The sequence below is a fragment of the Roseomonas sp. SRI_022 genome (genome assembly GCF_057586215.1).
In genome coordinates this window covers 73,877-99,117 of sequence record NZ_JBYCZL010000018.1, presented here as the reverse complement: position 1 = coordinate 99,117, position 25,241 = coordinate 73,877, and the positions used below count along the sequence as shown (strand labels likewise).

26 protein-coding genes are annotated in these 25,241 nt (G+C 68.9%); 8 read left to right on the top strand and 18 right to left on the bottom strand.

What is annotated here, in order from left to right; all coding sequences use genetic code 11:
- The first annotated feature begins 560 nt into the window (after positions 1-560).
- Positions 561-1,469, top strand: coding sequence for an acetamidase/formamidase family protein (locus AC2YHJ_RS18155; RefSeq protein WP_487397501.1), 909 nt, complete (start codon positions 561-563; stop codon positions 1,467-1,469).
- Positions 1,466-2,236 carry a M15 family metallopeptidase gene (locus tag AC2YHJ_RS18150; protein ID WP_487397500.1) on the top strand — a complete coding sequence of 257 codons (771 nt, stop codon included), beginning with the start codon at positions 1,466-1,468 and terminating at the stop codon, positions 2,234-2,236. The genes AC2YHJ_RS18155 and AC2YHJ_RS18150 overlap by 4 nt, the downstream gene beginning before the upstream one ends.
- Here AC2YHJ_RS18150 and AC2YHJ_RS18145 read toward each other — a convergent pair.
- From AC2YHJ_RS18145 to AC2YHJ_RS18130, 4 genes are all read right to left on the bottom strand, one after another.
- On the bottom strand, positions 2,233-3,051 hold the full coding sequence (locus AC2YHJ_RS18145) for a DUF2272 domain-containing protein (protein WP_487397499.1): 819 nt from the start codon (positions 3,049-3,051) through the stop codon (positions 2,233-2,235). The genes AC2YHJ_RS18150 and AC2YHJ_RS18145 overlap by 4 nt on opposite strands.
- A gap of 280 nt (positions 3,052-3,331) precedes the next feature.
- Positions 3,332-4,612 carry an MFS transporter gene (locus AC2YHJ_RS18140; protein ID WP_487397498.1) on the bottom strand — a complete coding sequence of 427 codons (1,281 nt, stop codon included), beginning with the start codon at positions 4,610-4,612 and terminating at the stop codon, positions 3,332-3,334.
- 35 nt (positions 4,613-4,647) lie between these two features.
- Positions 4,648-5,244 (bottom strand): sigma-70 family RNA polymerase sigma factor, encoded by a 597-nt coding sequence (locus tag AC2YHJ_RS18135; protein WP_487397497.1) that lies wholly within the window; start codon positions 5,242-5,244, stop codon positions 4,648-4,650.
- A 123-nt stretch (positions 5,245-5,367) separates the two neighbouring features.
- Entirely contained in the window at positions 5,368-6,453 is a 1,086-nt protein-coding gene (locus AC2YHJ_RS18130; protein WP_487397496.1) for a LysR family transcriptional regulator, read from the bottom strand.
- A 41-nt stretch (positions 6,454-6,494) separates the two neighbouring features.
- On the opposite strand from AC2YHJ_RS18130, the gene AC2YHJ_RS18125 reads away from it, so the two are divergent.
- From AC2YHJ_RS18125 to AC2YHJ_RS18115, 3 genes are read left to right on the top strand one after another with little or no spacing between them, the layout of a single operon-like run.
- Positions 6,495-7,376 carry a 3-hydroxybutyrate dehydrogenase gene (locus tag AC2YHJ_RS18125; RefSeq protein WP_487397495.1) on the top strand — a complete coding sequence of 294 codons (882 nt, stop codon included), beginning with the start codon at positions 6,495-6,497 and terminating at the stop codon, positions 7,374-7,376.
- Entirely contained in the window at positions 7,376-8,494 is a 1,119-nt protein-coding gene (locus AC2YHJ_RS18120; RefSeq protein ID WP_487397494.1) for a patatin-like phospholipase family protein, read from the top strand. Before AC2YHJ_RS18125 ends, AC2YHJ_RS18120 begins: the two co-directional genes overlap by 1 nt.
- Positions 8,495-8,504: 10 nt before the next feature.
- Positions 8,505-9,842, top strand: a complete 1,338-nt coding sequence (locus tag AC2YHJ_RS18115; protein ID WP_487397493.1) for an adenylate/guanylate cyclase domain-containing protein — start codon at positions 8,505-8,507, stop codon at positions 9,840-9,842.
- Between the two features lie 18 nt (positions 9,843-9,860).
- Here AC2YHJ_RS18115 and AC2YHJ_RS18110 read toward each other — a convergent pair whose 3' ends face one another.
- Entirely contained in the window at positions 9,861-11,156 is a 1,296-nt protein-coding gene (locus AC2YHJ_RS18110; protein ID WP_487397492.1) for an NAD(P)/FAD-dependent oxidoreductase, read from the bottom strand.
- A 246-nt stretch (positions 11,157-11,402) separates the two neighbouring features.
- Here AC2YHJ_RS18110 and AC2YHJ_RS18105 point away from each other — a divergent pair, with 246 nt between their 5' ends.
- Positions 11,403-11,894, top strand: coding sequence for a cupin domain-containing protein (locus AC2YHJ_RS18105; protein ID WP_487397491.1), 492 nt, complete (start codon positions 11,403-11,405; stop codon positions 11,892-11,894).
- Positions 11,895-11,983: 89 nt separating this feature from the next.
- On the opposite strand, the gene AC2YHJ_RS18100 is transcribed toward AC2YHJ_RS18105, so the two are convergent.
- Complete coding sequence (locus tag AC2YHJ_RS18100) at positions 11,984-12,874, bottom strand: helix-turn-helix domain-containing protein (protein ID WP_487397490.1); 891 nt, start codon at positions 12,872-12,874, stop codon at positions 11,984-11,986.
- 73 nt (positions 12,875-12,947) lie between these two features.
- On the opposite strand from AC2YHJ_RS18100, the gene AC2YHJ_RS18095 reads away from it, so the two are divergent.
- Positions 12,948-13,322 (top strand): VOC family protein, encoded by a 375-nt coding sequence (locus tag AC2YHJ_RS18095; RefSeq protein ID WP_487397489.1) that lies wholly within the window; start codon positions 12,948-12,950, stop codon positions 13,320-13,322.
- A gap of 321 nt (positions 13,323-13,643) precedes the next feature.
- Here AC2YHJ_RS18095 and AC2YHJ_RS18090 read toward each other — a convergent pair whose 3' ends face one another.
- The 3 genes from AC2YHJ_RS18090 to AC2YHJ_RS18080 are packed head-to-tail and all read right to left on the bottom strand — an operon-like array spanning position 13,644 to position 16,173.
- Positions 13,644-14,135, bottom strand: coding sequence for a RidA family protein (locus AC2YHJ_RS18090; protein ID WP_487397488.1), 492 nt, complete (start codon positions 14,133-14,135; stop codon positions 13,644-13,646).
- 14 nt (positions 14,136-14,149) lie between these two features.
- On the bottom strand, positions 14,150-14,572 hold the full coding sequence (locus AC2YHJ_RS18085; RefSeq protein WP_487397487.1) for a c-type cytochrome: 423 nt from the start codon (positions 14,570-14,572) through the stop codon (positions 14,150-14,152).
- Positions 14,572-16,173, bottom strand: coding sequence for a flavin monoamine oxidase family protein (locus AC2YHJ_RS18080; protein WP_487397486.1), 1,602 nt, complete (start codon positions 16,171-16,173; stop codon positions 14,572-14,574). Before AC2YHJ_RS18080 ends, AC2YHJ_RS18085 begins: the two co-directional genes overlap by 1 nt.
- A gap of 172 nt (positions 16,174-16,345) precedes the next feature.
- On the opposite strand from AC2YHJ_RS18080, the gene AC2YHJ_RS18075 reads away from it, so the two are divergent.
- On the top strand, positions 16,346-17,776 hold the full coding sequence (locus tag AC2YHJ_RS18075; RefSeq protein WP_487397485.1) for a tetratricopeptide repeat protein: 1,431 nt from the start codon (positions 16,346-16,348) through the stop codon (positions 17,774-17,776).
- 112 nt (positions 17,777-17,888) lie between these two features.
- On the opposite strand, the gene soxA is transcribed toward AC2YHJ_RS18075, so the two are convergent.
- From soxA to AC2YHJ_RS18030, 9 genes are all read right to left on the bottom strand, one after another.
- Positions 17,889-18,647, bottom strand: coding sequence for a sulfur oxidation c-type cytochrome SoxA (gene soxA, locus AC2YHJ_RS18070; protein ID WP_487397484.1), 759 nt, complete (start codon positions 18,645-18,647; stop codon positions 17,889-17,891).
- Positions 18,644-18,967: a thiosulfate oxidation carrier complex protein SoxZ gene (gene soxZ / locus AC2YHJ_RS18065; protein ID WP_487397483.1), complete on the bottom strand. Its 324-nt coding sequence runs from the start codon at positions 18,965-18,967 to the stop codon at positions 18,644-18,646. Before soxZ ends, soxA begins: the two co-directional genes overlap by 4 nt.
- A 3-nt stretch (positions 18,968-18,970) precedes the next feature.
- Entirely contained in the window at positions 18,971-19,417 is a 447-nt protein-coding gene (locus AC2YHJ_RS18060; RefSeq protein ID WP_487397482.1) for a SoxY-related AACIE arm protein, read from the bottom strand.
- Positions 19,418-19,427: 10 nt separating this feature from the next.
- On the bottom strand, positions 19,428-19,814 hold the full coding sequence (gene soxX / locus AC2YHJ_RS18055) for a sulfur oxidation c-type cytochrome SoxX (RefSeq protein ID WP_487397481.1): 387 nt from the start codon (positions 19,812-19,814) through the stop codon (positions 19,428-19,430).
- A 47-nt stretch (positions 19,815-19,861) separates the two neighbouring features.
- On the bottom strand, positions 19,862-21,106 hold the full coding sequence (locus AC2YHJ_RS18050; protein WP_487397480.1) for an NAD(P)/FAD-dependent oxidoreductase: 1,245 nt from the start codon (positions 21,104-21,106) through the stop codon (positions 19,862-19,864).
- Positions 21,103-21,378: a c-type cytochrome gene (locus tag AC2YHJ_RS18045; RefSeq protein ID WP_487397479.1), complete on the bottom strand. Its 276-nt coding sequence runs from the start codon at positions 21,376-21,378 to the stop codon at positions 21,103-21,105. The genes AC2YHJ_RS18050 and AC2YHJ_RS18045 overlap by 4 nt, the downstream gene beginning before the upstream one ends.
- Before the next feature lie 7 nt (positions 21,379-21,385).
- Positions 21,386-23,557, bottom strand: a complete 2,172-nt coding sequence (locus AC2YHJ_RS18040) for a xanthine dehydrogenase family protein molybdopterin-binding subunit (RefSeq protein ID WP_487397478.1) — start codon at positions 23,555-23,557, stop codon at positions 21,386-21,388.
- 13 nt (positions 23,558-23,570) lie between these two features.
- The gene (locus AC2YHJ_RS18035; protein ID WP_487397477.1) at positions 23,571-24,041 is read right to left on the bottom strand and encodes a (2Fe-2S)-binding protein; all 471 of its coding nucleotides are present in this window, start codon (positions 24,039-24,041) and stop codon (positions 23,571-23,573) included.
- Between the two features lie 441 nt (positions 24,042-24,482).
- Positions 24,483-25,241, bottom strand: coding sequence for an SDR family oxidoreductase (locus AC2YHJ_RS18030; protein ID WP_487397476.1), 759 nt, complete (start codon positions 25,239-25,241; stop codon positions 24,483-24,485).

The following is a 25,241-nucleotide window of genomic DNA, read 5'->3' as shown; positions in this document are numbered from 1 at the left end:
TGCTCAGGCGGCACCGGCGGGTGGTCTTCCGGCTGGCTGGCCTGGCTGAGGACGATGGGCTTGGTGTCGGAAAGCTTCGTTATCATCGGCCTGCGATTCCGCGCCCGATCATCCAGGTGCTGCCAGCCAGGGCCCCGCGGATTGTGCCTCCGCGGAGCGGCGCGGCGGTCTCCGCGCCTCTGACCATTCGCCCTGAATCACCGCGCAGCCGACCGAAAGGGACGCTCATCCTGCTACCTTCTTCACCAAAATAGCCGCGCTTCCCGACGCGCGAGCGACGTCGCCGTGGATTTCTGCGGTCGCGCCGGCGCCTCACCTCGCGCCAAACGACGCCAGCGATGGAACAGGCTCGAGCAGACCACATGCCGCTGCGGTCCCGGCCTTTTGCTCACGCGGGATCGAGAGGATCTGCTCCTCTTGGCCCTCGAATCCGTGATCCGCGCGTCACTCCGTTGGGCCCGGCTCTGGCCATTTCCGGACGAGTTCCTGGAGCGCGGGTCAGGCGCGCCAAGGGCGCAACCGCCTTGACCGCGACGGGACCGGGTCTAGCGTGCCGGGCCATGACCACGCACCGCTTCCGCCCAACCCGCTACTTCAATGCCATCGGCACCGCCGAACCTGTCCTGCGCGTTGCCGATGGCGACACTGTGGTGACCGACACGATCGACGCCTCCGGCCTCGATGCACGGGAAGTCGCAGTGGCTCCGCGCCCCAACCCGATGACCGGCCCCTTCTTCATCGAGGGCGCCGAACCGGGCGACACGCTCGCCGTGCGCATCGACCGGCTGACGCCGTCCCGCGCCACGGGTTGGACCTATTCGCCGCTGGCGCTGACGGTGCTCGACCCGGCGGCGATCCTCGACCGGCCGCCGCCGCAGCGTTCGGTCTGGACGATCGACCGCGACGCCGGGACGGTGCGGTTGCAGGATCCGATGAAGGGCCTTGAAGGCTTCGCCCCGCCGATCCAACCCATGATCGGCTGCTTCGGCGTGGCACCCGCCGGCGGGCAGGCGCTGTCGACGGCGACCAGCGCGCAGAATGGCGGCAACATGGATTATCGCCTGTTCGCTCCTGGCACGACGGCTTGGTTTCCGGTCTCGGTTGCCGGCGCACTGTTCTATCTGGGCGACGGCCATGCCTGCCAGGGCGATGGGGAGATCGTGGGCACCGGCATCGAGACCTCTTTCGAGATGGAGATCACCTTCCGCGTGCTGAAGCGGACCATCACCTGGCCACGGGGCGAGACGGCGGAAGACATCTTCACCATCGGTAACGCGCGCCCGCTCGATCAGGCCTTGCAACATGCGACGACCGAGATGATGCGCTGGCTTGGGGAGGACCACGGCCTCGACACCCGCGCGGCGAGCCACCTGATGGGCCAGGTGGTGCGCTACGACGTCGGCAACGTGTTCAACCCGGCCTATACGGTCGCCTGCCGCATCGCAAAGTCCTGGCTGACGCGGCAGTGAAACGGCGGCTGCTGCTCGGCGGCGGCGCGGCACTCGCCGGCTGCGCGGCGGCCGCGCCGGCGCGGCCCGGCGGCGAGGGGCGGCTCGCGCGACTGGTTGCAGCCTATCCGGATCAGCTGGCTTCACTGCAAGGCGATACGCTGGTCTGGCGCGACGGCACACGAATGCCGGTCGGTGCGAACCAGCCGGCACGGGACTTCGAGACGATGCTGCGTTCCGCCACAATCGCAGACCAGTTGCGGCAGGACTACGTGACCGGCCCGATGCGGGGCCCGCCGCCCCGCGACCACAGCCCCGGCCGCCTGCGCAACGCCGCCTTCTTCGAACGGATGTATGGCGATTGCCGCCGCGGCGGGACGACGCCGCATCTACGTCCCGTCACGTGGATGTCGCGCACGCGCCCGCAGGCGCTGCCGATGACGATGGTGAACGATATCGCGACGCGGCTTGAGCGCGTGATCGCCGTGCTGGAGGCGCTGCCCGACCGCTTCAAGGCCTACCTGGTGCCCGCGGCAGGGACCTTCGCCTGCCGCGCGGTGGCGGATACGGGCATGCCAAGCGTCCACGCCTATGGCGCGGCGATCGACATCGCCGTGCGGCAGTCCGACTACTGGGTGTGGTCACGCGCGCGCGGCGACATTCCCTACCGCAACCGCATCCCCTTCGAGATCGTCGAGCCCTTTGAGGCCGAACGCTTCATCTGGGGCGGCAAGTGGTACCACTACGACACGATGCATTTCGAATACCGGCCCGAGCTGTTCGCCTAGCCCGGAGGCGGGCGCCTCGCCGCGAGCAGCAGGATGAAGCCCGGGCGATCATAGGGTGCGGGCAGCACCCGGCCGGTCCGGTCGGCCGGGAAGCGGCGCAGCGCCACCGTATCCTGCACGTTGCCGCCGATCGCCTCGATCGTCCCCGGCATGGTGCGTACCACGACATCGCAATGCATTGGGCGCGGCCTGCCGCGCTCGGCGAGCCGCTCCGTCCAATGCGACAGCCGAACCCAGGCGCGGTCGGCGCACAGCAGGTCGCCCGGAACCGGCGGCTGGTCCTCCGGCGCACGGGGCGTGAAGGGCGCATGCTCCGGGTCGGCCATGGCGCGGTCGAGGATCGCATCGACGTAGCGCGAATGTCGCGAGGCCGAGGGCAGATCCTCCTCCGGTATCCCGGCCAGCCGCGCGACGGCCGAGATGAAGGCCGCCGACCAGGCGGGGTTCGCGTAGTAGGCCAAGTCGTCGATATTCGCCTGCGGCGTCGGCCGCGCCTCGTTCTCCTCACCGGCTTCGGCGGTGAGCCGCGCCTCAAGCGCCACGATACCCAGGCGCAGGTCTTGATGCTGCAGCGCGATACGCCAGCCACCTGGTATGGATGACCAGTATTCGGCGAGGCGCGCGAAGCGGCCGGGCGTCGCGGCCGTATCGCGCGGACGCTGATCCGGCCAGCCCTCGATGACGGTACGCCCCCAGATGCGCCATTCCTCGACGGCGGCGCGCGCCAGCGGGTTGGTCGGGTTCGGATCGGGCAGCCGCGCCGGGCGGCGCGTCGCGCAGGCAGCGAGGGCGAGTATCAGCAGGAACGGAAGCATAGGACGCATTGCTGCGCAGTATTGCCGAGCCGGATGCCGGATGCACCCCGCCTTCGGGGCTCCGCCTGGCGGACCCAGACCGCGATCGTCGCGGCGGAGGGCTCGAATTCGTGGGCGAGGTCGCGGACCAATCCGCCCGCGCGGTGCAACTCCACGACCTGCGCCGGAACGCCGGCGAACCGGAGCGACTTCACCTCCACTTGGTGGCCAGTGCTTTCTCCTCTCACGGCCGGGTCTGTGGATGGTTGGCATGGCCTCCGCGCCGACGGTAGCGGGGCTCCTATTCCTTGCTGCCGTGCTCGAAATCCAGTCGCGGTGCGCTATCGGATGAACCATGGCTGACGAACTGCGCACGCCGCCGGTGCCCGCAGAAGCGCGTCAAGTTCGCTGCCAGCGCCAGCGCCAGGACAACCCCGCCCGCGCATCCTGGCCAGCCCGCAATCTCGAAAGCCTGGCCGAGGAGGGCGCTGCCCGCGAGGCCGCCCAGGAAGTAGCAGCCGAGATACAGACCGCTTGCCCCGGCTCGGTCATGTCCTGCCGTCTGGCTGATGAAGGCCGTCGTCGTCGCCTGGGCGAGGAAGGTGCCGATGCCGACCAGCGCCAGGCCGCCCAGCACGGCCACAAGGTTCGCCGACAGCGTGAGGCCGACGCCGAGTATCGCGACGCCAAGCCCGCCGCGCATCGTGTGCTGCACGCCAAGGCGCTGCACCAGCCGACCCGTCAGCGGCGTCGAGGCGATCGACGGCAGGAACACCAGATAAACCAGGGCGAGCTGCATCGGCATCAGTTCGAACCTCGGCCCCACCAACAGGAAGTTCACGTAGGTGAAAGTGCCGATGAAGGCGAAGAGGATGCAGAAGCCGATGCCGAATGCCGCGCGCAGTGACGGTGAACGAAGATGCGCCACCCAGGACGGGCCCGCCGACGGGACCATATCCTGCATCATCGCCCGCATCTTCGGCACGTGGTCGATGGCGAGGAAGCCCAGCACGGCTCCAGACAGGTTCAGCACGGCAAAGCCATAGAAGTTGCCAGCCAGCCCGACATGATCCGCCAGCCAACCGGAGATGACGCGCCCGATCAGGTTGCTCGCGACATTCCCCGTCACATAGGCGGCGAAGGCCCCACTTGCGTCAGCAGCGCTGCACCGCTCGCCGAGATGCGCCAGGGTTAGCGTGAAGGCTGTCGCCATGAAGAGGCCCTGCACGACACGCAGCGCGGCAAAAGCGCCAAGGCTGGGTGCCGTTGCCAGCAAGGCGGTTGGCACGGCGAGCAGCAGCAGGCTCGCGACGATGCCGGCGCGCCGGTCGATCCGATGACCGAGAAAGGCTACGCCGAGGCTCGCGACCGCCATGCCGAAGGTGGTGGCGTTCACCGCAGCGCCCATAGCGGCGGGGCTAACCTGGTAGGCTGCGGCAAGCGTCGGCAGGATGGCCTGTGTCGCAAAGAGATCCACGACCGTCAGGAAGGCCATCAGCGCGATCAGGGCGCTGCGCAACGCCACACGCCGCGTGGCCGGATGCCGGCCCTCGGCCGCGCTCCGCAATGACATCCCGGACATGTCTCACCTTGCTCCGAGGAGGTGTCGACCGGCGGCTACGCCGCTTCCGCGACTGCAAGCCGGCGACGAAGGGTGCGCACGCCTCGAAACACCGCGATCTTGAGCGCCCCGACGGCCATGCCGCTGCGGGCGCTGGCCTCGAGAAGGGGCATCTCCTCGAGCTTCGTCAGCTCCAGCGCGGTGCGCTGTGCCCGCGGTAGTGCCGCGACCATCGCCTGCACCTCCCCGCGCAGCACCGTTCGTTCCGCGTTCACGTCGGTGCCCGGCGCGGCCACATCGTACTCAGGTCCGGTGAACGGCACTTCACCGCCCGCGTGCCGGCGATGCCAGCGCAGCCGATCAATGCAGCGCCGCTCGCACAGCGCAGCGATCCAGGGCCGCAGCGGGCGCGCCGGATCGTAGGTATGCCGCAGCGTGTGCAGGGTCAGCAGAGTGTCCTGCACCGCGTCCTCGACACCGAGGTGACCAGGCAAGCGGCGACGTGCGATGGCCCGCAGCAACGGCAGCGCGGCGCGGAGCAAACGATCATAGGCGGAAGCGTCGCCCCGTTGCGCCGCGGCCATCAGCTCCTCCCATTCGCCGTCCGCGGATACGGCGTGCCTGGGCCGGGATCTGTCGAACGTGGTGGGCATGACACCTGCCTCCTTCTGAAAGCGGATCGCCGTTCAGCCTGCAGGAGGAATGTCGCTCAGGCAGAAGGTGCTGCGCCAAGGCCGGTGACGCATCGGTTCGATGCCGCCGGCGTATCGCGGGGATCAGCCCCCGTGCGCTGCAGCCGCGCCTTCCTCGGCGCGGCCCGGGGCTTCCGCGGCGTCCTCGATCGTCGGCCATTCATAGCGCCGGATCGCCTTGACGAAGCTTGCCAGCGGCGCGGACCAGCGCCGCCCCGCGACAGTGACGACGCTGACCTCGCGAACCACCTCGGGATCCTCCACCCGCCGGACCACGAGGCCGGGATGGGTCGCCGAGAACTCCGGCACGAAACAAACCCCCATGCCGGCGGCGACCATGGTCTGGATCCAGTCTTCCCGCTCGCTGCGGTACGAGCGGAGGATCTGGGCGCCGGCAGACTCGCACCGTTCGCGAAGCTCGTCACGGAACTCGCAGTTGATGCGCTGAAGGTAGACCTGCCCATCCATATCGCGCATCGCGATGATGTTGCGCCGCGCGAAGGGGTGCCCCGCCGGACAGGCCAGCACGAAGCGCTCGCGATAGAGTGCCTCGGGCCGCAGCTTCTCGTCGTATGCATCCGGTTGCGCCATGACCGCGACGTCGATGTCGCCGCGCAGCAATGCTTCGACCAGCCGTGGTGGCACCGCTTCCGTCAGGGTCAGCTCGATGCCTGGATGATCCGCCCTGAACCGATTGAGGAAGCCGACGAATCGCATCGGGCTGATGGTGCACATCACTCCGACACGGACATGCGCGCTCTCGAGCCGGAGGAAGCGCGACGCGGTCTCGCGAGCGGCTTGCGTGCGTGTCATCACCTCCTCGAGGTGCGGCTGCATCAGCCGGCCGAGCTCGGTCAAATGCGTGTTGCTGCGCTCGCGCGAGAAAAGCAGGCCGCCGAGCTCGCCCTCGATCTTCTGGATGGCGCGGGTCAATGCGGGCTGGCTGACGTTGCACTGCTCTGCCGCCTTGGTGAAGTTCAGCGTGCGGCAGACGGCCAGGAAGTAGCGGATCTCATGGATCTCCATGCCTGTACTCCCCCGCCCCATCCACGAAGACGGGCGCATGCGCTCCTGGTTTCGATGGCGGACCATAGCATTCCGCCCGGCCGAAGCCTCATAACCAAACACCATCAAAACCCTGCCGAGCCGGCATTGGCAGCCGGCACCCACGCCGTTCCAGCCTTGGCCAACGGCACGACCGCGTATCCCCCGTGGCCGCGCCGGCGAATTCACCAAGCGAGCGAACGGAGCGTCCCATGAACACGATCATGACCGCCGGCGGCCTGGCGGAGACCAGCGCCATGCCGCGCGAGCTGGAGGGTAGGGTCGCGCTTGTCACCGGATCGACGAGCGGCATCGGCCTTGCGATCGCTGAGGCGCTCGCGGCCCGCGGTGCGGCCGTGCAGCTCAATGGCTTCGGTCCGACGGCTGAGATCGAGGCCGCCTGCCGGCGAATCAGCGACAGGCACGCGGTGCCGGCTGGCCATGATCCGGCGGACGTGTCGAAGCCCACCCAGGTGGTGGAAATGATCGAGCGGACCTGCCGCGCCTTCGGGTCCGTCGACATCCTGATCAACAACGCTGGCATCCAACACGTCGCGCCGCTCGAGGACTTTCCGCCCGAGAAGTGGGACGCGATCGTCTCGGTCAACCTTTCCGCCGTGTTCCACGCGACGCGGGCCGCGCTGGGCGCGATGAAGCAGAGCGGTTGGGGTCGCATCGTGAATGTCGCCTCCGCACACGGCCTGATCGCCTCCCCCTTCAAGAGCGCCTATGTGGCGGCCAAGCACGGCGTGATCGGCCTGACCAAGGTCACGGCGCTCGAGGCGGCGGAAAGCGGCGTCACCTGCAATGCCGTGTGCCCGGGCTATGTCTGGACGCCGTTGGTCGCCGGCCAAGTGGCCGCCCAGGCCGCGGCGCACGGGCTCTCCGAACGGGAGGTGATCCGCCAGGTCTTTCTGGCCGAGCAGCCGACCCGGCGCTTTGCGACCGTGGAGGAGATTGGGGCGACCGTCGCCTTCCTCTGCGGCGGTGGCGCCAGTTCCATCACGGGCGTGGCGCTGCCGGTGGACGGCGGCTGGACGGCGCACTGATGGACCGCCTTCATGAGGACATGCACGGCATGCCCGGCGCCGCCGCCGATGCGCTGATGCTCGCTGGCGATGCCCCCCGTTCCCGCGCACGGCCCGGTGCGCGGCGCATCCGGACCGTGAACCTTGCCTTGCAGGGCGGCGGCGCGCATGGCGCCTTCACCTGGGGCGTGCTCGATCGCCTGCTGGAAGACGAGCACATCGACCTCGAGGGTATCAGTGCCACTTCGGCCGGTGCGATGAACGCGGCCTGCCTGGCCTATGGCCTCGCGATCGGCGGCCGCGACGGCGCGCGCAGGACGCTCGAGACCTTCTGGACGCGCGTGAGCGAGGCCGCCGCGCTCGGGCCACTGCAGCCGAGCTGGGTTGACCGCATCCAGGCCAATTGGGGGCTTGAATGGTCACCCTCGTTCACCGCCTTCGACCTGGTGACGCGTCTCTACAGCCCCTACGAGTTCAACCCGCTCAACATGAACCCGCTGCGGACGGTGCTTGAGCGCACCATCGACTTCGCGGTGCTGCGCGGGGATGCGACGCCGGTAAAGCTCTTCATCTCGGCGACCAATGTCCGCACGGGGCGGGTGAAGGTCTTCGAGCGGCACGAGCTCTGCGCGGATGCCGTACTCGCTTCCGCCTGCCTGCCCTTCCTGTTCCACGCCGTCGAAATCGAGGGCGAGGCGTACTGGGACGGCGGCTACATGGGCAACCCGGCGCTCTTCCCGCTCATCTATGGCTGCACGAGCCCGGACGTCGTGATCGTGCACATCAACCCGGTCATCCGGCCCGAGGTGCCGCGCGCCGCACGCGACATCCTGAATCGCGTCAACGAGATCAGCTTCAACTCCTCCCTGATGAGGGAGATGCGGGCGATCGAGTTCGTCACCAACCTGATCGATCGGGGGCAGATGGAGGCGAGCAGCCTCAAACGCATGTTCATCCACGCCATCGCGGCGGAGGAGGTGATGGGCCGGCTCGGCGTCAACTCGAAGATGAACGCCGATCAGACCTTCCTCAAATACCTGCGCGACGCCGGCCGCCGTACGGCGGATCTGTGGCTGGAGGGCAACCATGATGCGATCGGCGAGCGATCGACGGTGGATATCCGGGCTGAGTATCTCTAGGGCGCGCGACGTGGCCGCGCGACTGCGCGGCCTCCTCGGCTTCTCCGCCATGGACGCGGCCCTCCCGCGGCGCGTCCAGGCGCTGGTGGCACGCCAGCAGGAGACGGCCGAGATCATCATCGGCCTGGCGCAGGTGGCGGCCATCGTCACCTTCGCCCTGCTCTACGCCATCGCACGGACCGCCAATCCGCCGCCGATGGCCATCGAGCCGGTGCCGATCGCCCTCGCGCTCTATGCGGTCTTCACCGGCTTCCGGCTGGTGCTGGCAGTGCGGCGCCGCCTGACGCCGCGGCTGCTGACCTTCTCCGTGGTGCTGGACATCGCGGTGCTGTTCAGCCTGATCTGGGCCTTCCACCTGCAGTACATGGCGCCGCTCGCGGTCGTGCTGAAGGCGCCGACCATGATGTACGCCTTCATCCTCATCGCGCTCCGCGCGCTCCGCTTCGAGGCCCGCTATGTGTTGATTGCCGGGGCAACCGCGATGGTCGGCTGGGTCGCCATCGTCGGCACGGCCCTTCTTGGCGGCGCAACCGTGACCCGCAGCTTCCTTGACTACGTCACGACACCTTCGGTGCTGATCGGCGCCGAGTTCGACAAGCTGGTCGCCCTCGGCATGGTCACGCTGCTGTTGGTGCTGGTGGTTTCCCGTGGTCGCGCCCTGCTCGTGGAAGCAGCGCGGGAGCGCATTGCGTCCGACGGACTGTCCCGCTTCTTCGTGCCTGAGGTCGCGCACCAGATCCGCGGCGCGGAGGAGGAGATCATGGCCGGCATGGCCGAACGCCGCCAGGCGACCATCCTGATGACCGACCTGCGAGGCTTTACGCGCCTCTCGCAGGAGATGGCACCGGAAGCCCTGCTCGCCCTGCTGGCCGCCTATCAGGAAATCGTGGTCCGCGCGGTGCGGCGGAACGGTGGCAGCATCGACAAGTATCTCGGCGACGGAATCCTCGTGAGCTTCGGGGCCGTGAAGGCAAGCGACACGCACGCCGCGGCGGCCCTGCGCACCGTGCACGACATCCAGGCTGCGCTATCCGCATGGACACCGCCCGACCAGGCCATGCCCTCCATCTCCGTCGGCATGGCGGTAGCGACGGGCGAGGTGCTGTTCGGCACGGTCGGCGCGGAAGGGCGCCTCGAATACACCGTCATCGGGGACCCGGTGAATCTCGCCGCCAAGCTGGAGAAGCACAACAAGGCCGAGGGCAGCGAGGCACTGACGCATCGCGAGGCCTATGAACTGGCGCTGCGCCAGGGCTACGTCCCGACGGGGCGCGAGGAGACACGCTTCGACCGCGTGGTCGCCGGTGCGCCGCGGCCATTCGATCTGGTGTTGCTGCGCGGCCCGTAAGCCGTGCGGCCGCCTTGGTCACATCCCTTCGCCGGGGACGCCGGTGATCAGGCGCGCGCCACGCTTGAAGCTCACATACGCCCAGAGCCAGTCGAGCAACACGACGGCGCGGTTGCGGAATCCGATCAGGAAGGCGATGTGCACCACGCCCCAGAGCAGCCAGGCCAGGCGCCCCGACAGCCGGATGCGGCCGAAATCGGCAACGGCGTGACCACGCCCGATGGTGGCGAGATTGCCGATATGCCTGTAGCGGAAGGCTCCGCCGGATCTGCCCTTCAGGCGTGCGGCGACCGTGCGCGCGACGAATGCGCCCTGCTGCTTCGCGACCGGGGCAAGGCCCGGCAGCGACCTGCCGTCCGGGCCCTCGACGGCGGCCGTGTCGCCGACGACGAAGATCTCGGGGTGGCCCGCCAGGGTAAGGTCGGGAAGGACCGGCACGCGACCCACTCGATCCGGCGGCACGCCCAACCAGGCCGCTGCGGGCGATGCGGCGACGCCGGCGGCCCAGATGACTGTGCCAGCGGCGATGGTTGTTCCGTCGAAGCGCACGCCTTGCGTGCTGCATTCCATGACGGGGGCGCCGAGTGCGACCTCGACCCCGAGGGATTCGAGCGCGGCGCGCGCCCGCTCCGACAATCCGGCCGGGAAGGCGGGCAGCAGCCGCGGCCCTGCCTCGATGAGGAGGATGCGGGCGTCCCGCGGGTCGATGTGGTGGAAGTCCTTCGCAAGGGCGACCTTCGCGAGTTCGGCGATGGCACCGGCCATTTCCACCCCGGTCGGTCCACCGCCGATGACGATGAAGTTCAGCAGACGCCGCCGTTCGGTCTCATCCATCGCGCTTTCGGCGCGCTCGAAGGCAAGCAGGATGCGGCGGCGGATGATGGTGGCATCCTCGATACCCTTCAGTCCCGGCGCCGAGGCCTCCCATTCGTCATGACCGAAATAGGCATGCCGCGCGCCTGTCGCGAGCACGAGCGTGTCATAGGGAACGCGACGCTCCCCGATCATCACCTCGCACGCGGCCTTGTTCACGCCAGTGACGGTGCCGAGGATCACCTCGGTGTTCATGCGGCCACCGAGGATGCTGCGGATCGGTGTCGCGATATCCGCGGGGGAGAGCGCCGCCGTTGCCACCTGGTAGAGCAGCGGCTGAAAGAGATGATGGTTGCGACGATCGATGACGACGAGGTCGATCGGTTCTCGCGCCAGCATCTTCGCCGCGGTCAAACCTGCGAAGCCTCCGCCGACAATGACGACGCGATGCCTGCTGGCCGTGGGCTGTGCAGATGGCAGGAGTTGCGTGGCGAGGGGCATCGGCGTGATCTCCATTCCGTGCTGCGGACGCAGGCGGGCACCAAAGTATTCGCACGACGTGCGGCGGCGACCACGACCTTCGCCGCATGGTCCCGATGCCTGCGCGCTATCGCGCAGACGGCACATGCGTCCCCGGCATCGGCTTCGCAGCGCAACGGCATTGGATGGGGCGTGGTGGCGCATCGATCCTCCGCACGGCCCCGCGCATAGGCGGGCCGCATGCAACCGAAGGAAGGAATCTCTGCCATGAGCGGTTCGATTCAGCAGCGCCCGGCGCGTCGCGGAGGCGTCGCGTTAGCCGCCATTCTCGCGGCCGGACTCATGAGTGTCTCTGGCGCGCAGGCGGGTGAATGTCCTGCCGATCAGCGGCGTGCGGACGCGCGGCCGGCGGCGACTGACGCGGCGAACGGCGTGACCGACACCGTCATCGCATCCATCGAGCTGTCGCGCGAGCCGGCGGCGATCCAGGACCGGAAGTTCCGCATGCGCCGGCTGGTCATCCGACCGGGCGGCACGGTGCCGTGGCACAGCCATGGCGATCGTCCGGCCCTGATCTATGTCGTCGAGGGCACGATCGTGGAGTACGCCTCGAACTGCGCGGTGCCGATCACGCACCGCGCCGGCGACGTCGCGAGCGAGACGCATGCGACCTCCCATTGGTGGCGCAACCATACCAACCGACGCGTCGTGTTGATCTCCGCAGACCTGCTCCGCGATCCCAACGACCGGAACATGTGAGGCGGGCCCGGCGGGGAGTGCGATCGCCTCCCCGCCTTCCCGGTCATGCGCGCGGGATGCCGGGGATGCGGCACGCCGGCAGCAGCCCATCAGGAGCCGGACTGGCCCACGTGGTGGCGGCGCGCCACCGGCAAGAAGGCCAATCGCCGCCAGGCCTGCGGTGCTTGGCCGAAGGCCACACGGAACTGCGCGTTGAAGGTCGAGAGATCGCCGAAGCCGGTGTCGAAGGCGACGGTCGCGACACTCTCCCGAGTGAGGCGCAGACGGAGCGCGGCACGGCGCAGCCGAAGGTCGAGCAGGTAGCGATAGGGCGTGCGTCCGGTCACGCGGCGGAAGCGGCGGAGGAAGTGGTAACGGCTCATGCCCGCCTCGGCCGCGAGCGTGTCGAGGCCAAGAGTCTCCTCCGCCCGCGCTTCGATCAGACGCAGGGCGCGCGTGACGCGCCGCTCATCCGTCGCGGGGCAGGGTTCGCAGCGCAGCGTCACGCCGGCGCTGGCGGCGACGACCCGCTCGGCCGCGGCCAGCACGAGTTCCTCCATCGATGTCGCTGTGCCAGCGGATGCGGCCTCCAGCGCGACCAGGATGCGGGCGAGGGCCGGGCCGGACGGCAACATGGGCGCGGTGAAGCGGAAGCGCGCCGTGCCGGTGGTGAAGGCCGCGATCTCCTCGAACAGCGCGGGCGCAAGCTGGACGGCGATGCAGCGGTCGCCCCGGCCGTGCTCATGGCCGCACTCGTAGCAGGTGCCTGCATTGCCGAGCAGCACGGCACCCGGGTGTAGCAGCGCGCGCCCTGATGCGGCGCGATAGCCAAAGGTTCCGCTGACCACCACGCCGATGCCGTAGTCGTCGTGCCGTTCCTCGAACCGCCGGTCGGACGGGCCCGCACGGCAGACGACGTCGCTCACGCGCCAGCCTTCACCCTGGCCGAGCCGGCGCGTGGTCAGCGGAGGGACAACCCCGTTCTCCATGGGAAGCATCATAGCAATATTCCCCAAGCATGGTGGCGCCGCGTCGCGCAGAGTCGCCGTCCCACCCGCAAGGAGATCCAGAGCGGTGATCAACCACCTTTCCCTTGGCGTGCGCGACATCGCGCGCACGAAGCGCTTTTATGACGCGGCGCTGGGGCCGCTCGGCTACCGGTGCCTGAGCGAGGGCGAGGGTTCGTTGGGCTACGGGGCGAAGGACGTCGTGTTGTGGATCGGGCAGACGGATCATCCGGTGCCGGCCGATCCGCGGTCCGGGCTTCACGTCTGCTTCGACGCACCGAGCCGCGAAGCGGTCGGCGCATTCCATCGCGCCGCCCTGGCCGAGGGCGGTAAGGACAACGGCGCACCCGGGCCGCGGCCGGACTACGGCCCGACCTACTATGCCGCTTTCGCGATCGACCCGGATGGCTACCGCCTCGAGGCCTATTGCGGGGAGGCGTGATTGGGGTGCTTTGGGGGAGGTGACCCCCGTGCCAAATACGCCGAAGGCGGCGAGATCGGACGGAGGTCATGCTGCGGCGGCTTGCTCAGCAGGCACCCGGAGAGTTTCGTTCCCGGGTTCCTACCGCCGCATCATTCTTCTCTCGCGCAGCCCGTCTCTCCTGCATGTTGGGCTGCGAAGACAAAGAGGCGCCGCGCTCTTGAGGAGCGACCGATTTTGCCCTTCCAGCTCAGACCCTATTGCATGAGCCGGCAGATGAGGCCGGCGAGCAGAAGGTGTGTGCACAGTAGACATCGCGCATGGCCATCCGGCGCCTGGCCATCACCGCCGAACGGCGGTCACCTCAATCTCCACCAGCCAGCCCGGATTCACCAACCCGGCGACCTGCATGACCGAGCGCGCCGGCAGGTTCGGCTGAGCCGTCGTGCCGAAATGCTGCGTATAGGCGGCCATGAATCCCTCGAAATCCATGCGTCCACCTTTGTCGGGATCGCCGACGAGGAACACCTGCATTCGCACCACATCGGCCAGTGACAGGCCGATCGAACGCAGGCTCGCCTCGATCCGCGTCAGGACATTGTCGGTCTGCGCACGCGTATCACCGAACGCCGCGACGCTGTTGCGCGCCGCGGCGGCATTGATGGCCGTGGGCACCATGCCGCTGACCAGCACCAGGGTGGCGGTCGCCGGCACCTCCACCGCCATCGCGATGGGAAAGTTCGAGCCAGGCGTGCGATGGCGCACGACCTCCTGCGCCATGGCGCTGCCGGTGGCGGCCAGCAGCGCGCCGGCGACGATGAAGGATCGGATCATGACCAGTTGTGTCCTCATGGCCGGGCCGAACGCACATCTTCGGGACGCGCGGGGTCGGCGCGATACGCATTGCCGAGATTGCCCCGCACCCAATTCACGACCGCGGCGATCTGCTCGTCGTCAAGCTGGGTCGCGAAGCCTGGCATGCCGCGCAGCCCATTGACGACGACATGCACGGGATAGGCGGCATTCTCCAGCTTGGCATTGCCGGCGAGCGCTGGATACCGGCCCGCGCCCACCGCACCCTGTCCGCTGGGCATGTGGCACCCGGCGCAAATCGCCGCGTAGAGCGCGGCACCGTCGCGCTGCCCGAAGCGCGTGGCGCTGACGAAGCCATGGCTGCTTTCGCTGCCCGGTGCCGTCTGCGCGCCGGGTGCGACCGGGCCGGCCAGGACCGCCATCGCGGCCAGGACCGGCAGGCGAAGAAGCGCGCGCATCACGCGCCCACCACGCGGCGATGCAGGCGACCTATGGCGTCGAGCGAGGACAGGATCGCGCCCTCCTGCCAGGCGGGGATGTAGGATGCGTGCTCTCCGGCCAGCATGATGCGGCCATCCAGCGCGCAGAGATCGTCGTAATGCTCCGCGCGCTTCGCATCGGTCCACATGCCGTGGCAGCCGAGATTGCCGGGCACGCGGTGCCAGCCCACCGCGACGCCGTTGTCGAATTCGTCGCGATACTGGGGATGCAATGCGGCACCCCATTCCACCGCGCGGCGCACGCGTTCGGCGGCGGGCAGCGCGGTGAATTCGTAGGCATAGGGCCCGAAGGCATAGGCACCGAGCAGCACGCCCTTGCCCGCCGCGCCATAGCCGGTCGAGGGATAGGAGATCATGCGGATCGGCAGGTCGGTATAGGAAACCCCGCCGAAGATGTGCTCGTCCTGTTCCCAGAAGCGACGCTTGAACTGCAGCCCGACCTTGACCGAGGCCGAATAGGGCACCGCGTCGATCGCCGCGGCCATCTTCGGGCCGACATTCATCTCGATCTGGCTGAGGACCGACAGCGGAATGGTGCACAGGCACCAATCGGCACGGAACGGTTCCGGCGCGGGCCCGCCGCGCGTGTCCTCCGCAGTCACGCTCACGCCATTCGCATCCTGGCGGATCGCCGTGACCTTGGTGTTGTAGCGGATCATCTCGCCGACCTCGCGCGCGAAGGCGCGGGCGATCATGTCCATGCCACCAACCGGCTGGAACATCGTGGTCTGGAATTCATAGACGGAGCCGGTGGCGAGATAGGCCCAGAGCCGCGACGACAGCACATCCTTCAGGGCGACGGGTTCCGAGAAGACCGGCCGTGCCGACAGCCCGCCGCCTGGATCGCGGTCAAAGCCGCGGCGGTCGGAGGTCTGCAGCGATTTGGCATAGGTCAGGTCCCGGTTCAGCGCGCCCCAGCTGCGCAGGCTTTCCAGCAGGATCTCCCGATCCTCCCGCGTGACCATGCCGTCGAGCCGGTTCTGGCTGGTCGCCTTGGCGAGCAGTTCGGCGATGCCGCCGTGATAATCGGACAGCACAGTGCGGTAGCGTTGCGGCGTGCCGCCGAAGGCCGTGCGGCCATGCAGCAGCGCGTTGTGGTTGACCTGGACGAAGGGCTCCAGCGCGACGCCAAGGCGCTTGCAGTAATCCAGCACGGCATGGTGGTGGTACGGGATCCGCCAGGGGCCGGGATTGATGTAGTGGCCGTCATCGAAGCGGCATTCCTGCACCTCGCCGCCGAGTTCGGTGATGCGGTCCCCGCCACGGATGGTCCAGCAACGCCCGCCGGCGCGGTCGTTGTATTCCAGAATCTGCACGCGGTAGCCGGCGCGCTTCAGCTCCAAGGCCGCGACCATGCCGGCGAGGCCGGCGCCGAGGATCAGCACCGATGCGCCGCGCGGGTCGCCTTCCAGCCGGATGGGGCCGCGATAGGGGGATTCCGCGGCATGGCCGAGTGCCGCCATCGCCTGGTACATCGCCGCGCCGCCGGCCAGCACGCCTATCCGCGCGAGAAGTGCACGGCGGCTCTGCGAACCGATACTCTCGGTTTCGTGTGACATGACGGTTCTCCTCCTGCGCGCAGCCTAGCGCGAATGGACAACCTGCCAAGCGTCAGTGCGATGGATCCGGGCAAGTGCCTCGGCCTCGGTATCGGCGCGTCCGTCGGCAGGTGATGCATGACGGCCCCAACTGCCGGCAAAGTTGACCCGCACCGAGGGCCCCGGGGCGAACATGGACGACAGGAAGCGCGTCGCCGGCCTCATCCGCGACTACATCGCGCGGGAAAGGATGTCGCGCGAGCAATTCGCCTTCAGGACGAGGCTGGGCAAGTCCACGGTGGACAAGCTGCTCATCGGCCTGTTCTCCGACCGCACCCTCGCGATCGTCGAGGGCCAGACGGGCCTACCCCTGCGATCGCGGGCGGACCCGGTCGCTCCAATGCCGGACGGCAAGGCCACTGCGCCGCCCGATCTTCCCGCGGCTCCTTCGATCGCCGTGCTGCCCTTCACGAACATGAGCAGCGATGCCGCGAAGGACTACCTCGCCGACGGCATCTCCGAGGACATCACCACGGCTCTTTCCCGCCTGCGCTGGTTGTTCGTCATCGCGCGCAACTCGACCTTCACCTACAAGGGAAGGGCCGTCGACGTCCGGCAGATCGCTCGCGAACTCGGCGTGCGCTACATCCTCGAAGGCAGCGTGAGGACCGTGGGCGACCGCATCCGCGTCACCGGCCAATTGGTCGAGGCGGAGACAGGCAAGCATATCTGGGCCGAGCGGTACGATCGCCAGCTCAGCGACATATTCGCCGTGCAGGACGAGATCACCGCGAGCGTCGTCGCCGCCATCGAGCCGCACCTCACCGTCGAGGAGGGTATCCGCGCAGCGGGCAAGCCGCCCGGAAGCATCGACGCCTGGGGCCTGGTCGCACGCGCCATGAGCCTGATCAACCGCATCGGCCGGGCGCAGAGCGAGGAGGCGCGGGCCTTGCTCGCGCGCGCCATCGAGATCGAGCCCGGTTACGCCCGGGCGCATGCGGTGCTGGGCTGGGCCGTCTGGTGGGCGGCACGCTGCTACTATCTTGAAAACCTGGAGGAGGCCTACCGCCTCGCGACGCGACACGCGGAGGCGGCCGCCGCCCTCGACCCCGCCGAGCCCTGGGCCCGGATGATGCTCGGGATGGGTTTCAGTGAGGCACGGCAGCATGAGCGGGCGCTTGCTGAGCTTCAGGTCACGCTTGGACTGAACCCGAGTTTCGCGCTGGGGCGGACGACCCTTGGCTGGGCACTGGCCCGCATGGGACGGTTCGAGGAAGGGATCGCCGAAACCGGCCTGGCGCTGCGCATGAGCCCGGTGGACAGTTTCTCCGGGATCTATACCTCGTTCCACGGCCTCGCCCTGATCGGAGCACGGCGCTTCGCGGAGGCGCTGCCATTCCTGCGTGCCTCAGTGGCAGCCCTCGCTGGGTATCCGGGGCACTACCACTCCCTGATCAGCTGCTGCGGCCATCTCGGACTGGTGGAGGAGGCGCGCAACTTCATCGCGGCACGAAACCAGATCAGCCCGCCCATCGACCTCGACGTGATCCGCCGCCGGCTGGAGGGCTTCGCCTACTGCGACGTATTCGTCGAAGGGCTCGTGAAGGCAGGCGTTTCGGCGTAGCTGGAGGCGGTTGCCACCGGACCGCGTTGCGTGCCCGCCTCCTCGAGGCACGACGCCGCGGCGCAATTCGGCAGAATTGTCCGGTCGAATTGGCACCTCGCCGGCCGGCCCATCACGGACGCACCGCTGGTGTCTCCATCGGCATGCCTCGAGCGCGTGCAGCAAGGAAGGCTTCGATCGCCACGAACTCCCGCGACCCGTAGCCAAAGGGTTCGGCACGCACGCCGGTCATGCAGCCGCGCAGCCGGCGCTGCAGGGACCCCAGCGCCTGCCATTCGAGGCGGTAGAGCGGATAGCCAGTCGGATGGGCCTGCGGGATGACGTTGCCCGCCAGGCGACGGCCGGCATTGTCGTCGTGGCACTGCGCGCAGGACAGGTCGAGCTGCCCGCGCCTTTCGCGCCAAAGACGCTCTCCCTCGGAGCGAACGGGCACAAGCCGCTGATCCTCGGGCGGCGCGATGGGCTGGCCACGCGACTGCAGCGCGACATAGGCGGTAAGCGCCAGGCTAGCCTCGCTCTCGCGTTCGGCCGGTGCCACGCCTTGGTGGCGCGATTGGCAGAGGCCGATGCGGCCGGCAAGATCCACCGCGCGTCCCTCGGTTTCGTCGAAGGCCGGATAGCGCAGCGCGACGCCGCGCATCGAGACGACCGCATCGCCATGGCATCCGGCGCAGGCACGTTGCGCCGGACCGGCGGGGCGCGACCACAGTGCCTCACCCTCCAGCACCCAGAGCATGCCGGGATTGGTCGTGTCGTCGCGCTGCATGGCCTGGGTGGCCGGCGCCATATCCGCGAAGCCGGAGCGCCGTTCCTGCGCCGGCGCCACGCCGGCCACGAGGAACAGCACCGTCGCAACGGCCGCGCGTCTCATTCCGTGACGATGATGGCGCGCGTTTCGGTCTGCGCGAAGCCGTTGTCGCCGAGCCAGGTGAAGGTGAGCGTGCCGCTCTCGGCCGCCCGCGCCGTGAAGGACAGGAAGGGGTTGGCAGCGATGGCCGGGTGCAGCTCGGCGCGGAACACTTCCGCGTCGTTCCAGCGACAGACAAAGCTGCGGATGATGTCGCGCGGCAGTATCTCGCCGCTGGCGCCTGGGCGGAAGCCGGTCTCCATCTCATGCTGGATGAGGGTGCGGATCTCGATCACCTCGCCGCGGCGAGCGGTGGTGGGAACATGGAGCAGGACGCGCGCCATGGCTCAGCCCTCCACGCAGGCGGCGAGGGTGACGATGACCTCGGCGCTGTCGGACCAGACGCTGCCGTCGCTCATCACCGCAAGGGCGAGGATGCGCTGGGACGTTGCGAGGCGGATACGCGTCGCGATGCGCGCTGCTCCTGCACGTGGGCCTAGCTCGACAGTGATGACGTTGGGCAGCGGGTTGCGCTCGTTGAAGACGGCAATGCGCCGGACGTGATCCGCCTCGGTCATCGGGCTGTCCACGGCGATGGCAAGTGGGACCGTGTTGCCGTTCTCGACCAGCGGCGGGATGTCGATGTGGACGCGGCCGACCTGTACCGGCCCGACCTCGCCGAGGAAATCACGGATCGCGGCCTGCATGCGCTCGGGCGTGGCCTCCGCGCGCCGCACCAGTGTCACGGCCAGCAGTGCCGGGCCGCCAGCGAGAAGGTCACGTCGCGAAGCCATGCGTGTCCTCCTACTCCCGCAAGGTGGCGAGGAACGCCACCACATCCTCGATCTCGGCCGCCGTCAGCACGGTCCGGCCCTGCCAGGCGGCGCCGACCCCATGAAGGCCGTCGAGCCGGTAATAGGACGGCATGATCGTGCCCGGATTCAACCGCCGGCTGTCCACAATCCGCAGCCGAAGCTGGCCTTCCGACCAGCGTGCCCCGGCGCCAGCGAGACTCGGCGCGAGGTCGCCCTGGAAGCGCTCTTCCGGGATCGGCCCGGAATGGCACAGCAGGCACAGGCCGCGCTGGCGGCTGGCGACGATGGCGCGACCGCGCGCGGGGTCGCCGGGCGTGCCCGTCAAGGGTGCCAGGATGGCGTCACCGACGACGTCGTAGGCTGGTTCCTGCGCCATGCCGCCACCGGCGAGCAGCAGTATGACGGTGATCGTGCCAGGGCGGTTCAGGCGAAGGCCTCGGCGGTGATGGTGGTGAACCAATCCTCGGCAAGACGGGCCTCCCGTTCGCGGAAGGCGGCCGGCGCCGATGGCGGGCTGGTGCCGCCAGCACCTTCGATGTCGGCCAGCAACCCGTTGACGGGCCGGTACACGCCCGCGACCGAGATGCCGTAATCCGGTGCCACCAGGCTGTAGCAGGTGTTGATCAGGCGAGGTTCCTGCGGTGCCTCGCCGCGCAGCAGCGCCGCGACCGCGGCGGCGCAGGCCTTGGCCTGGGCGTTGGCGGCAAAGGCGGATTTCGGCATCGCACCGGCGATCGCCGCATCCCCGATGACATGGATGCCGGGGCGCAGGCGGGATTCGAAGGTGATCGGGTCGATCGGACACCAGCCCGAGCGGTCGGCCACGCCGGCCAGCGCCGCGATGCGGGCCGCGCGCTGCGGCGGGATCACATTCGCGACCGCCGCGCGGTGCGTGCCGAAATCCGTCGTCAGCGTCAGCGCGGCGGCATCCACGCCGGTGACGCGGCCACCGCCGGCGAGCGGCACACGCTCGATCAGGCCGGGGTAGAGCGCAGCCCAAGCCGTTTCGAACAGCCGCTGCTTCGAGAAGGCATCCTTGGCGTCGAGCAGCAGCAGCTTCGATCGCGGCTTCCGGGTCCTGAGGTAATGGGCAATCAGACTGGCCCGCTCATAGGGGCCTGGCGGGCAGCGATAGGGATTGGCCGGGACCGCCATGACCACCGTCCCGCCATCGTCCATCGCCTCGAGCTGCCGGCGCAGCAGCAGCGTCTGCGCGCCGGCCCGCCAGGCGTGCGGCATTCGCTCCGCCGCTGCCTCGTCATAGCCGGGCAGCGCGTCGAAGCGCAGTTCGATGCCCGGTGCCAGTACCAGCCGGTCCCAGGTGAGCGTCGTGCCGTCAGCAAGGCTGACGCGCCGCGCTTCGGCATCGACGGCCACTGCCGCCTGCGGCACCACGGTGATGCCGGCGCGGCGCAGCCCGTCCAGGCTGAAGCGCTGTTGCGTGATGTCGCGTAGCCCGCCGATGACGGCATTGCTCAGGGGACAGGCGGTGTAGGTGGCGTCCGGTTCGACCAGCGTCACCGACAGCCTCTCGGCGCGCAGCGCGCGGGCACAGGACGCGCCGCCGAAGCCGCCGCCGATGACGACGACCGCAGCGCTGGCCTGCGCCAGCGCGGGACGGGCGATGGCCGCGGCCAGCACGGCCCGGCGTGTCGCCGCGATCCTCATTGCCCGGCGACCCATTCGGCGATGGCGCGGATCTCGGGCTCGGTGAAGCCGCGGGCGATGCGGTCCATCACCGTTGGCGCCCCCTCCCCGCGCCGGAAGGCGAGCATGGCATCCACGATCTGCGCCGCCGGCCGCCCCGCAAGCGGCGGGATGGCGGCGTCGGGGCGTGGTGGCATCGCATGGCAGCCGCTGCACGACGCGGCGCCGGGCGGCGCGCCGGCAGCCGCCGCTGGGGCGGCTGCAAGCATCAGCATGAACAGGGCGCGCCACATGGCGCGCTCAGCTTTTCCGCAGGTCCGTGTGCTTGACCGGTAGGGTCCGGACACGCTTTCCCGTGGCCGCGAAGATGGCGTTCAGCACCGCCGGCGCCGCGACGGCGATGGTCGGCTCGCCCACGCCGCCCCAGAAGCCGCCGGATGGGATGATGATGGATTCCACCGCCGGCATCTCGTCCATGCGCATCATCGTGTAGGTGTCGAAATTCTCCTGTTCCATGCGGCCGCCCTTGACCGTGCATTCCTGATACAGCGCGGCTCCGAGGCCATAGACGAAAGAGCCTTCGATCTGCGCCTCGATCTGTTGCGGGTTGACGGCATGGCCCGGATCCGTCGCTGCGACGATGCGGTGGACGGTCAGCTTGCCGTCATCCGCCACCGAGACCTCGGCGCAGGCTGCGACGTAGCTGCCATAGCCATGGGTCTGCGCGAGGCCGCGGAAACGCCCGGCCGGCGGCGGCGTACCCCAGCCCACGCGCTCCGCAACGGCGTTCAGCACCGCGAGATGCCGCGGATGATTGGCCATCAGCGCGCGGCGGAAGGCGAGCGGGTCCTTGCCTGCCGCATGCGCCAGCTCATCCATGAAGCATTCGAGGTAGATGGCGTTCTGGTTCAGGTTCACACCGCGCCAGAAGCCCGGCGGCACATGCGGATTGCGCATGGCGTGGTCGATCAGCAGGTTCGGGATGGTGTAGCCGATATCAGCCTCGCCCCCGCTGGCATTGAGGCCCTGGAACACGACCGGATCGCGCCCGTCGCGGATATTCTGCGGGAAGATGCTGGCAACGATGGACTGGCCGGAGATGCGCATGGTCAGCCCGACCAGGTTGCCCTGCGCATCCAGCCCGCCCACCAGCTTGCACTGCGTGATCGGGTGGAAGCGGCCATGCAGCATGTCCTCCTCCCGCGACCAGATCAGCTTGATCGGCGTGCCGGGGATCTGCTTCGCGATCTCGACCACCTGCGTCACCCAGTCATGGACGGCGCCGCGACGGCCGAAGCCGCCGCCGAGATGGATCTTGTGCACGTCGCAGCGCGTCGCCGGCAGGCCCGAGGCGGCGGCCGTGGCGGCAAGCGCGGCCTCGCCATTCTGGGTCGGCGTCCAGACCTCGCAGCGCTCCGGCGTCCACAACGCCGTCGCGTTCATCACCTCCATGCAGGCATGGTTCTGGTGGGGGTAGGCATAGACGGCCTCGACGCGCCGCGCGGCGCCGGCAATGGCGGCACGCGCATCGCCCGCGCGGTTGCCCACCGCGGCCTCGGGCGCATCCAGGCCTTGCTTCAGCCATTCGGCCATGGAAGCGGAGGAGACATTGGCGTTCGGCCCCTCGTCCCAGACGATGGGCAGGGCGTCGAGCGCGGTCTTCGCGCGCCACCAGGTGTCAGCCACCACGGCGACGGCTGATTCACCCACCGGCACCACGCGCCGCACGCCGGGCATGTTCGCGACGGCGGCGGCATCGAAGCTGCGGACCTTGCCGCCGAAGACCGGACAGTCGCGGATCGCCGCGTTCAGCATCCCCGGAAGGCGCAGGTCCATGCCATAGACCTGCTTGCCATTGGTCTTGTCCACCGTGTCGAGCCGCGGCACGCGATGGCCCGCGATCTTCCAGTCCCGTGGGTCCTTGAGCGGCACCTCCTGCGGCGGCGTCAGGCGGCCGGCGGCTTCGGCGACGCGACCAAAGGTGGTCGTGCGGCCGGACGGAAGATGCGTGATGACGCTCTTCTCGGCGCGGCACTCGGCCGCCGGCGCGCTCCATTCATTCGCCGCCGCTTGCACGAGCATCATGCGCGCGGCGGCGCCACCCTTGCGCACATACTCATGGCTGTCGCGGATGCCGCGGCTGCCGCCGGTCGAGAAATTCCCCCAGACGCGGCTGCGCGCAAGGTTCTGGCCTGGCGTCGGATATTCCGTCGTCACCTTGGCCCAGTCGCATTCGAGTTCCTCGGCGACGAGCTGCGCGAGGCCGGTCAGCGTGCCCTGCCCCATCTCCGACCGGGCGATGCGGATCACCACCGTGTCGTCGGGCTTCACCACCACCCAGGCATTCACCTCGGGCGGGATGGCGCCCTGCGCCGCAGCGTCGGGAATGCGGAAGCCGAAGGTGAAGGCCCCGAGCGCCGTGGCGGCACCGGCGATCACGCCGCGGCGGGAGAGTTCGGTCTGATTGGTCATGACACGTCCTCCCTCAACCGCTCGTCGACGGGCCAGCCGCGATCGCCCGCTGGATGCCGGCGATGACCCGGTTGTAGGTGCCGCAGCGGCAGATGTTGGTGATCTCCGTGCGGATCTCGGCTTCGCTCGGGCGCGGGTTCTGCGCCAGCAAGGCGGCGGCGGCCATCAGCATGCCGGATTGGCAGAAGCCGCATTGCGGCACGTCGAGATCCACCCAGGCCTTCTGCAGCGCATGCTGCGTGCCGGGCGGGGCAAGGCCTTCGATGGTGACGATCTTCTGTGCCTCGGTGAAGGCGGAGACCGGCATGGAACAGGCGCGTGTCGCCACGCCGTCCACATGAACGGTGCAGGCGCCGCATTGGGCCACGCCGCAACCATACTTGGTGCCGGTCAGCCCGACCTGTTCGCGAAGCACCCAGAGCAGCGGGGTGTCGTCCTCGACTGTCACCTCGACGACGCGTCCGTTGACATTGAGCTTGGCCATGTCCCCTCCAGCACCGTTCGCGGCACAACCGGCGCTGGTCGGGAGAAGGGGCGCAGACCAATAACGCGCTTCGTGGCTTCCGCCCAACAACGCTGCCGGCGGGGTCTTGTAGCCGTAACGACCGCGAGACTCACGATGAATCTGGCGGTGGGGAGCCTGCGATGCCCTGCCCGACGACTATATCGCGTTGCACAAGTCGCGCATGGCGCGCGTCATTTGTCGCGCCGCCGGGGCGGGCTCGTTCGTTGGCCTAATGGGTGTTGATGATTCTCACGACGACCGAGAGAGGACCGAAGGCTGCCCAGCGCCGTTTGGCGGGGCACCTCGTGGCGATGCTCCGGTCCGGGGTACTCAGCCGAACGGCGGCAATGCCATCGCCAAGACGATCACGACGCTGGTGGCAAAAGCGGGGAAGGGAAGCTCCCCTTCCCCGACCTTCGGCTACATCGCGGCGACCTTCTTCGCCTGCGGTGCGAGCAGGCGCATATAGGTCGGCGTCACCAGCATCTCGGTGACGTTGGCGCGCGGCGGCAGCGTCGCCACGAACAGCGCCATGGCGGCGATATCCTCGGGCTGCAGCAGACGCTCGACATCCTCGGTCGGCACCGGTTCGGGGCGGCTCTTCAGGATGTCAGTCGCAACCTCACCGGGGCAGATGCAGCAGGACCGGATATTGTGGATCCCATTCTCCTGGTTGATCGACTGCGACAGCGCCACGAAGCCGTGCTTCGCCGCCGTGTAGCCGGGCCCGGAGAGGAAGGAGATGCTCTTGCCCGCCATTGAGGCGATCTGGATCAGCTGCCCGCCGCCGCGCTTGCGCATGCCCGGCAGCACCGCGACCGAGGTCAGGAACGGCGCGGTCAGGTTGCCATCCACCAGCGTGCGGATCGCCTCCGGCGTCAGCTGGTGCAGGTAGCGCTTCGGCAGGTTCACCCCGGCATTGTTCACCAGGATGTCAGGACCGCCGATCGTCGCCTCCACCTTGGCGAGCGCGGCGGCGACCTGCTTGTCATCCGTCAGGTCGGCGGGCGCGATGACGGCACCGCCGCCGATCATCGCAGCCGTTTCCTCGAGCGGCGCGGTGCGCCGGCCGGTCAGGGCGACCTTGGCGCCCTCCGCGGCAAAGGCGATGGCGATGGCGCGGCCGATTCCGCTGCCCGCCCCGGTTACCCAGGCGGACTTCCCAGCGAGACGCTGCAT

Bases quoted from the DNA above. Each gene is read 5' to 3' on its own strand.
- AC2YHJ_RS18155 (WP_487397501.1), top strand. From the start codon at position 561: ATGACCACGCACCGCTTCCGCCCAACCCGCTACTTCAATGCCATCGGC.
- AC2YHJ_RS18145 (WP_487397499.1), bottom strand. From the start codon at position 3,051: ATGCTTCCGTTCCTGCTGATACTCGCCCTCGCTGCCTGCGCGACGCGC.
- AC2YHJ_RS18140 (WP_487397498.1), bottom strand. From the start codon at position 4,612: ATGTCCGGGATGTCATTGCGGAGCGCGGCCGAGGGCCGGCATCCGGCC.
- AC2YHJ_RS18135 (WP_487397497.1), bottom strand. From the start codon at position 5,244: ATGCCCACCACGTTCGACAGATCCCGGCCCAGGCACGCCGTATCCGCG.
- AC2YHJ_RS18120 (WP_487397494.1), top strand. From the start codon at position 7,376: ATGGACCGCCTTCATGAGGACATGCACGGCATGCCCGGCGCCGCCGCC.
- AC2YHJ_RS18110 (WP_487397492.1), bottom strand. From the start codon at position 11,156: ATGCCCCTCGCCACGCAACTCCTGCCATCTGCACAGCCCACGGCCAGC.
- AC2YHJ_RS18105 (WP_487397491.1), top strand. From the start codon at position 11,403: ATGAGCGGTTCGATTCAGCAGCGCCCGGCGCGTCGCGGAGGCGTCGCG.
- AC2YHJ_RS18100 (WP_487397490.1), bottom strand. From the start codon at position 12,874: ATGATGCTTCCCATGGAGAACGGGGTTGTCCCTCCGCTGACCACGCGC.
- AC2YHJ_RS18090 (WP_487397488.1), bottom strand. From the start codon at position 14,135: ATGATCCGATCCTTCATCGTCGCCGGCGCGCTGCTGGCCGCCACCGGC.
- AC2YHJ_RS18085 (WP_487397487.1), bottom strand. From the start codon at position 14,572: ATGCGCGCGCTTCTTCGCCTGCCGGTCCTGGCCGCGATGGCGGTCCTG.
- AC2YHJ_RS18080 (WP_487397486.1), bottom strand. From the start codon at position 16,173: ATGTCACACGAAACCGAGAGTATCGGTTCGCAGAGCCGCCGTGCACTT.
- AC2YHJ_RS18075 (WP_487397485.1), top strand. From the start codon at position 16,346: ATGGACGACAGGAAGCGCGTCGCCGGCCTCATCCGCGACTACATCGCG.
- soxA (WP_487397484.1), bottom strand. From the start codon at position 18,647: ATGAGACGCGCGGCCGTTGCGACGGTGCTGTTCCTCGTGGCCGGCGTG.
- soxZ (WP_487397483.1), bottom strand. From the start codon at position 18,967: ATGGCGCGCGTCCTGCTCCATGTTCCCACCACCGCTCGCCGCGGCGAG.
- AC2YHJ_RS18060 (WP_487397482.1), bottom strand. From the start codon at position 19,417: ATGGCTTCGCGACGTGACCTTCTCGCTGGCGGCCCGGCACTGCTGGCC.
- soxX (WP_487397481.1), bottom strand. From the start codon at position 19,814: ATGGCGCAGGAACCAGCCTACGACGTCGTCGGTGACGCCATCCTGGCA.
- AC2YHJ_RS18050 (WP_487397480.1), bottom strand. From the start codon at position 21,106: ATGAGGATCGCGGCGACACGCCGGGCCGTGCTGGCCGCGGCCATCGCC.
- AC2YHJ_RS18045 (WP_487397479.1), bottom strand. From the start codon at position 21,378: ATGTGGCGCGCCCTGTTCATGCTGATGCTTGCAGCCGCCCCAGCGGCG.
- AC2YHJ_RS18040 (WP_487397478.1), bottom strand. From the start codon at position 23,557: ATGACCAATCAGACCGAACTCTCCCGCCGCGGCGTGATCGCCGGTGCC.
- AC2YHJ_RS18035 (WP_487397477.1), bottom strand. From the start codon at position 24,041: ATGGCCAAGCTCAATGTCAACGGACGCGTCGTCGAGGTGACAGTCGAG.
- AC2YHJ_RS18030 (WP_487397476.1), bottom strand. From the start codon at position 25,241: ATGCAGCGTCTCGCTGGGAAGTCCGCCTGGGTAACCGGGGCGGGCAGC.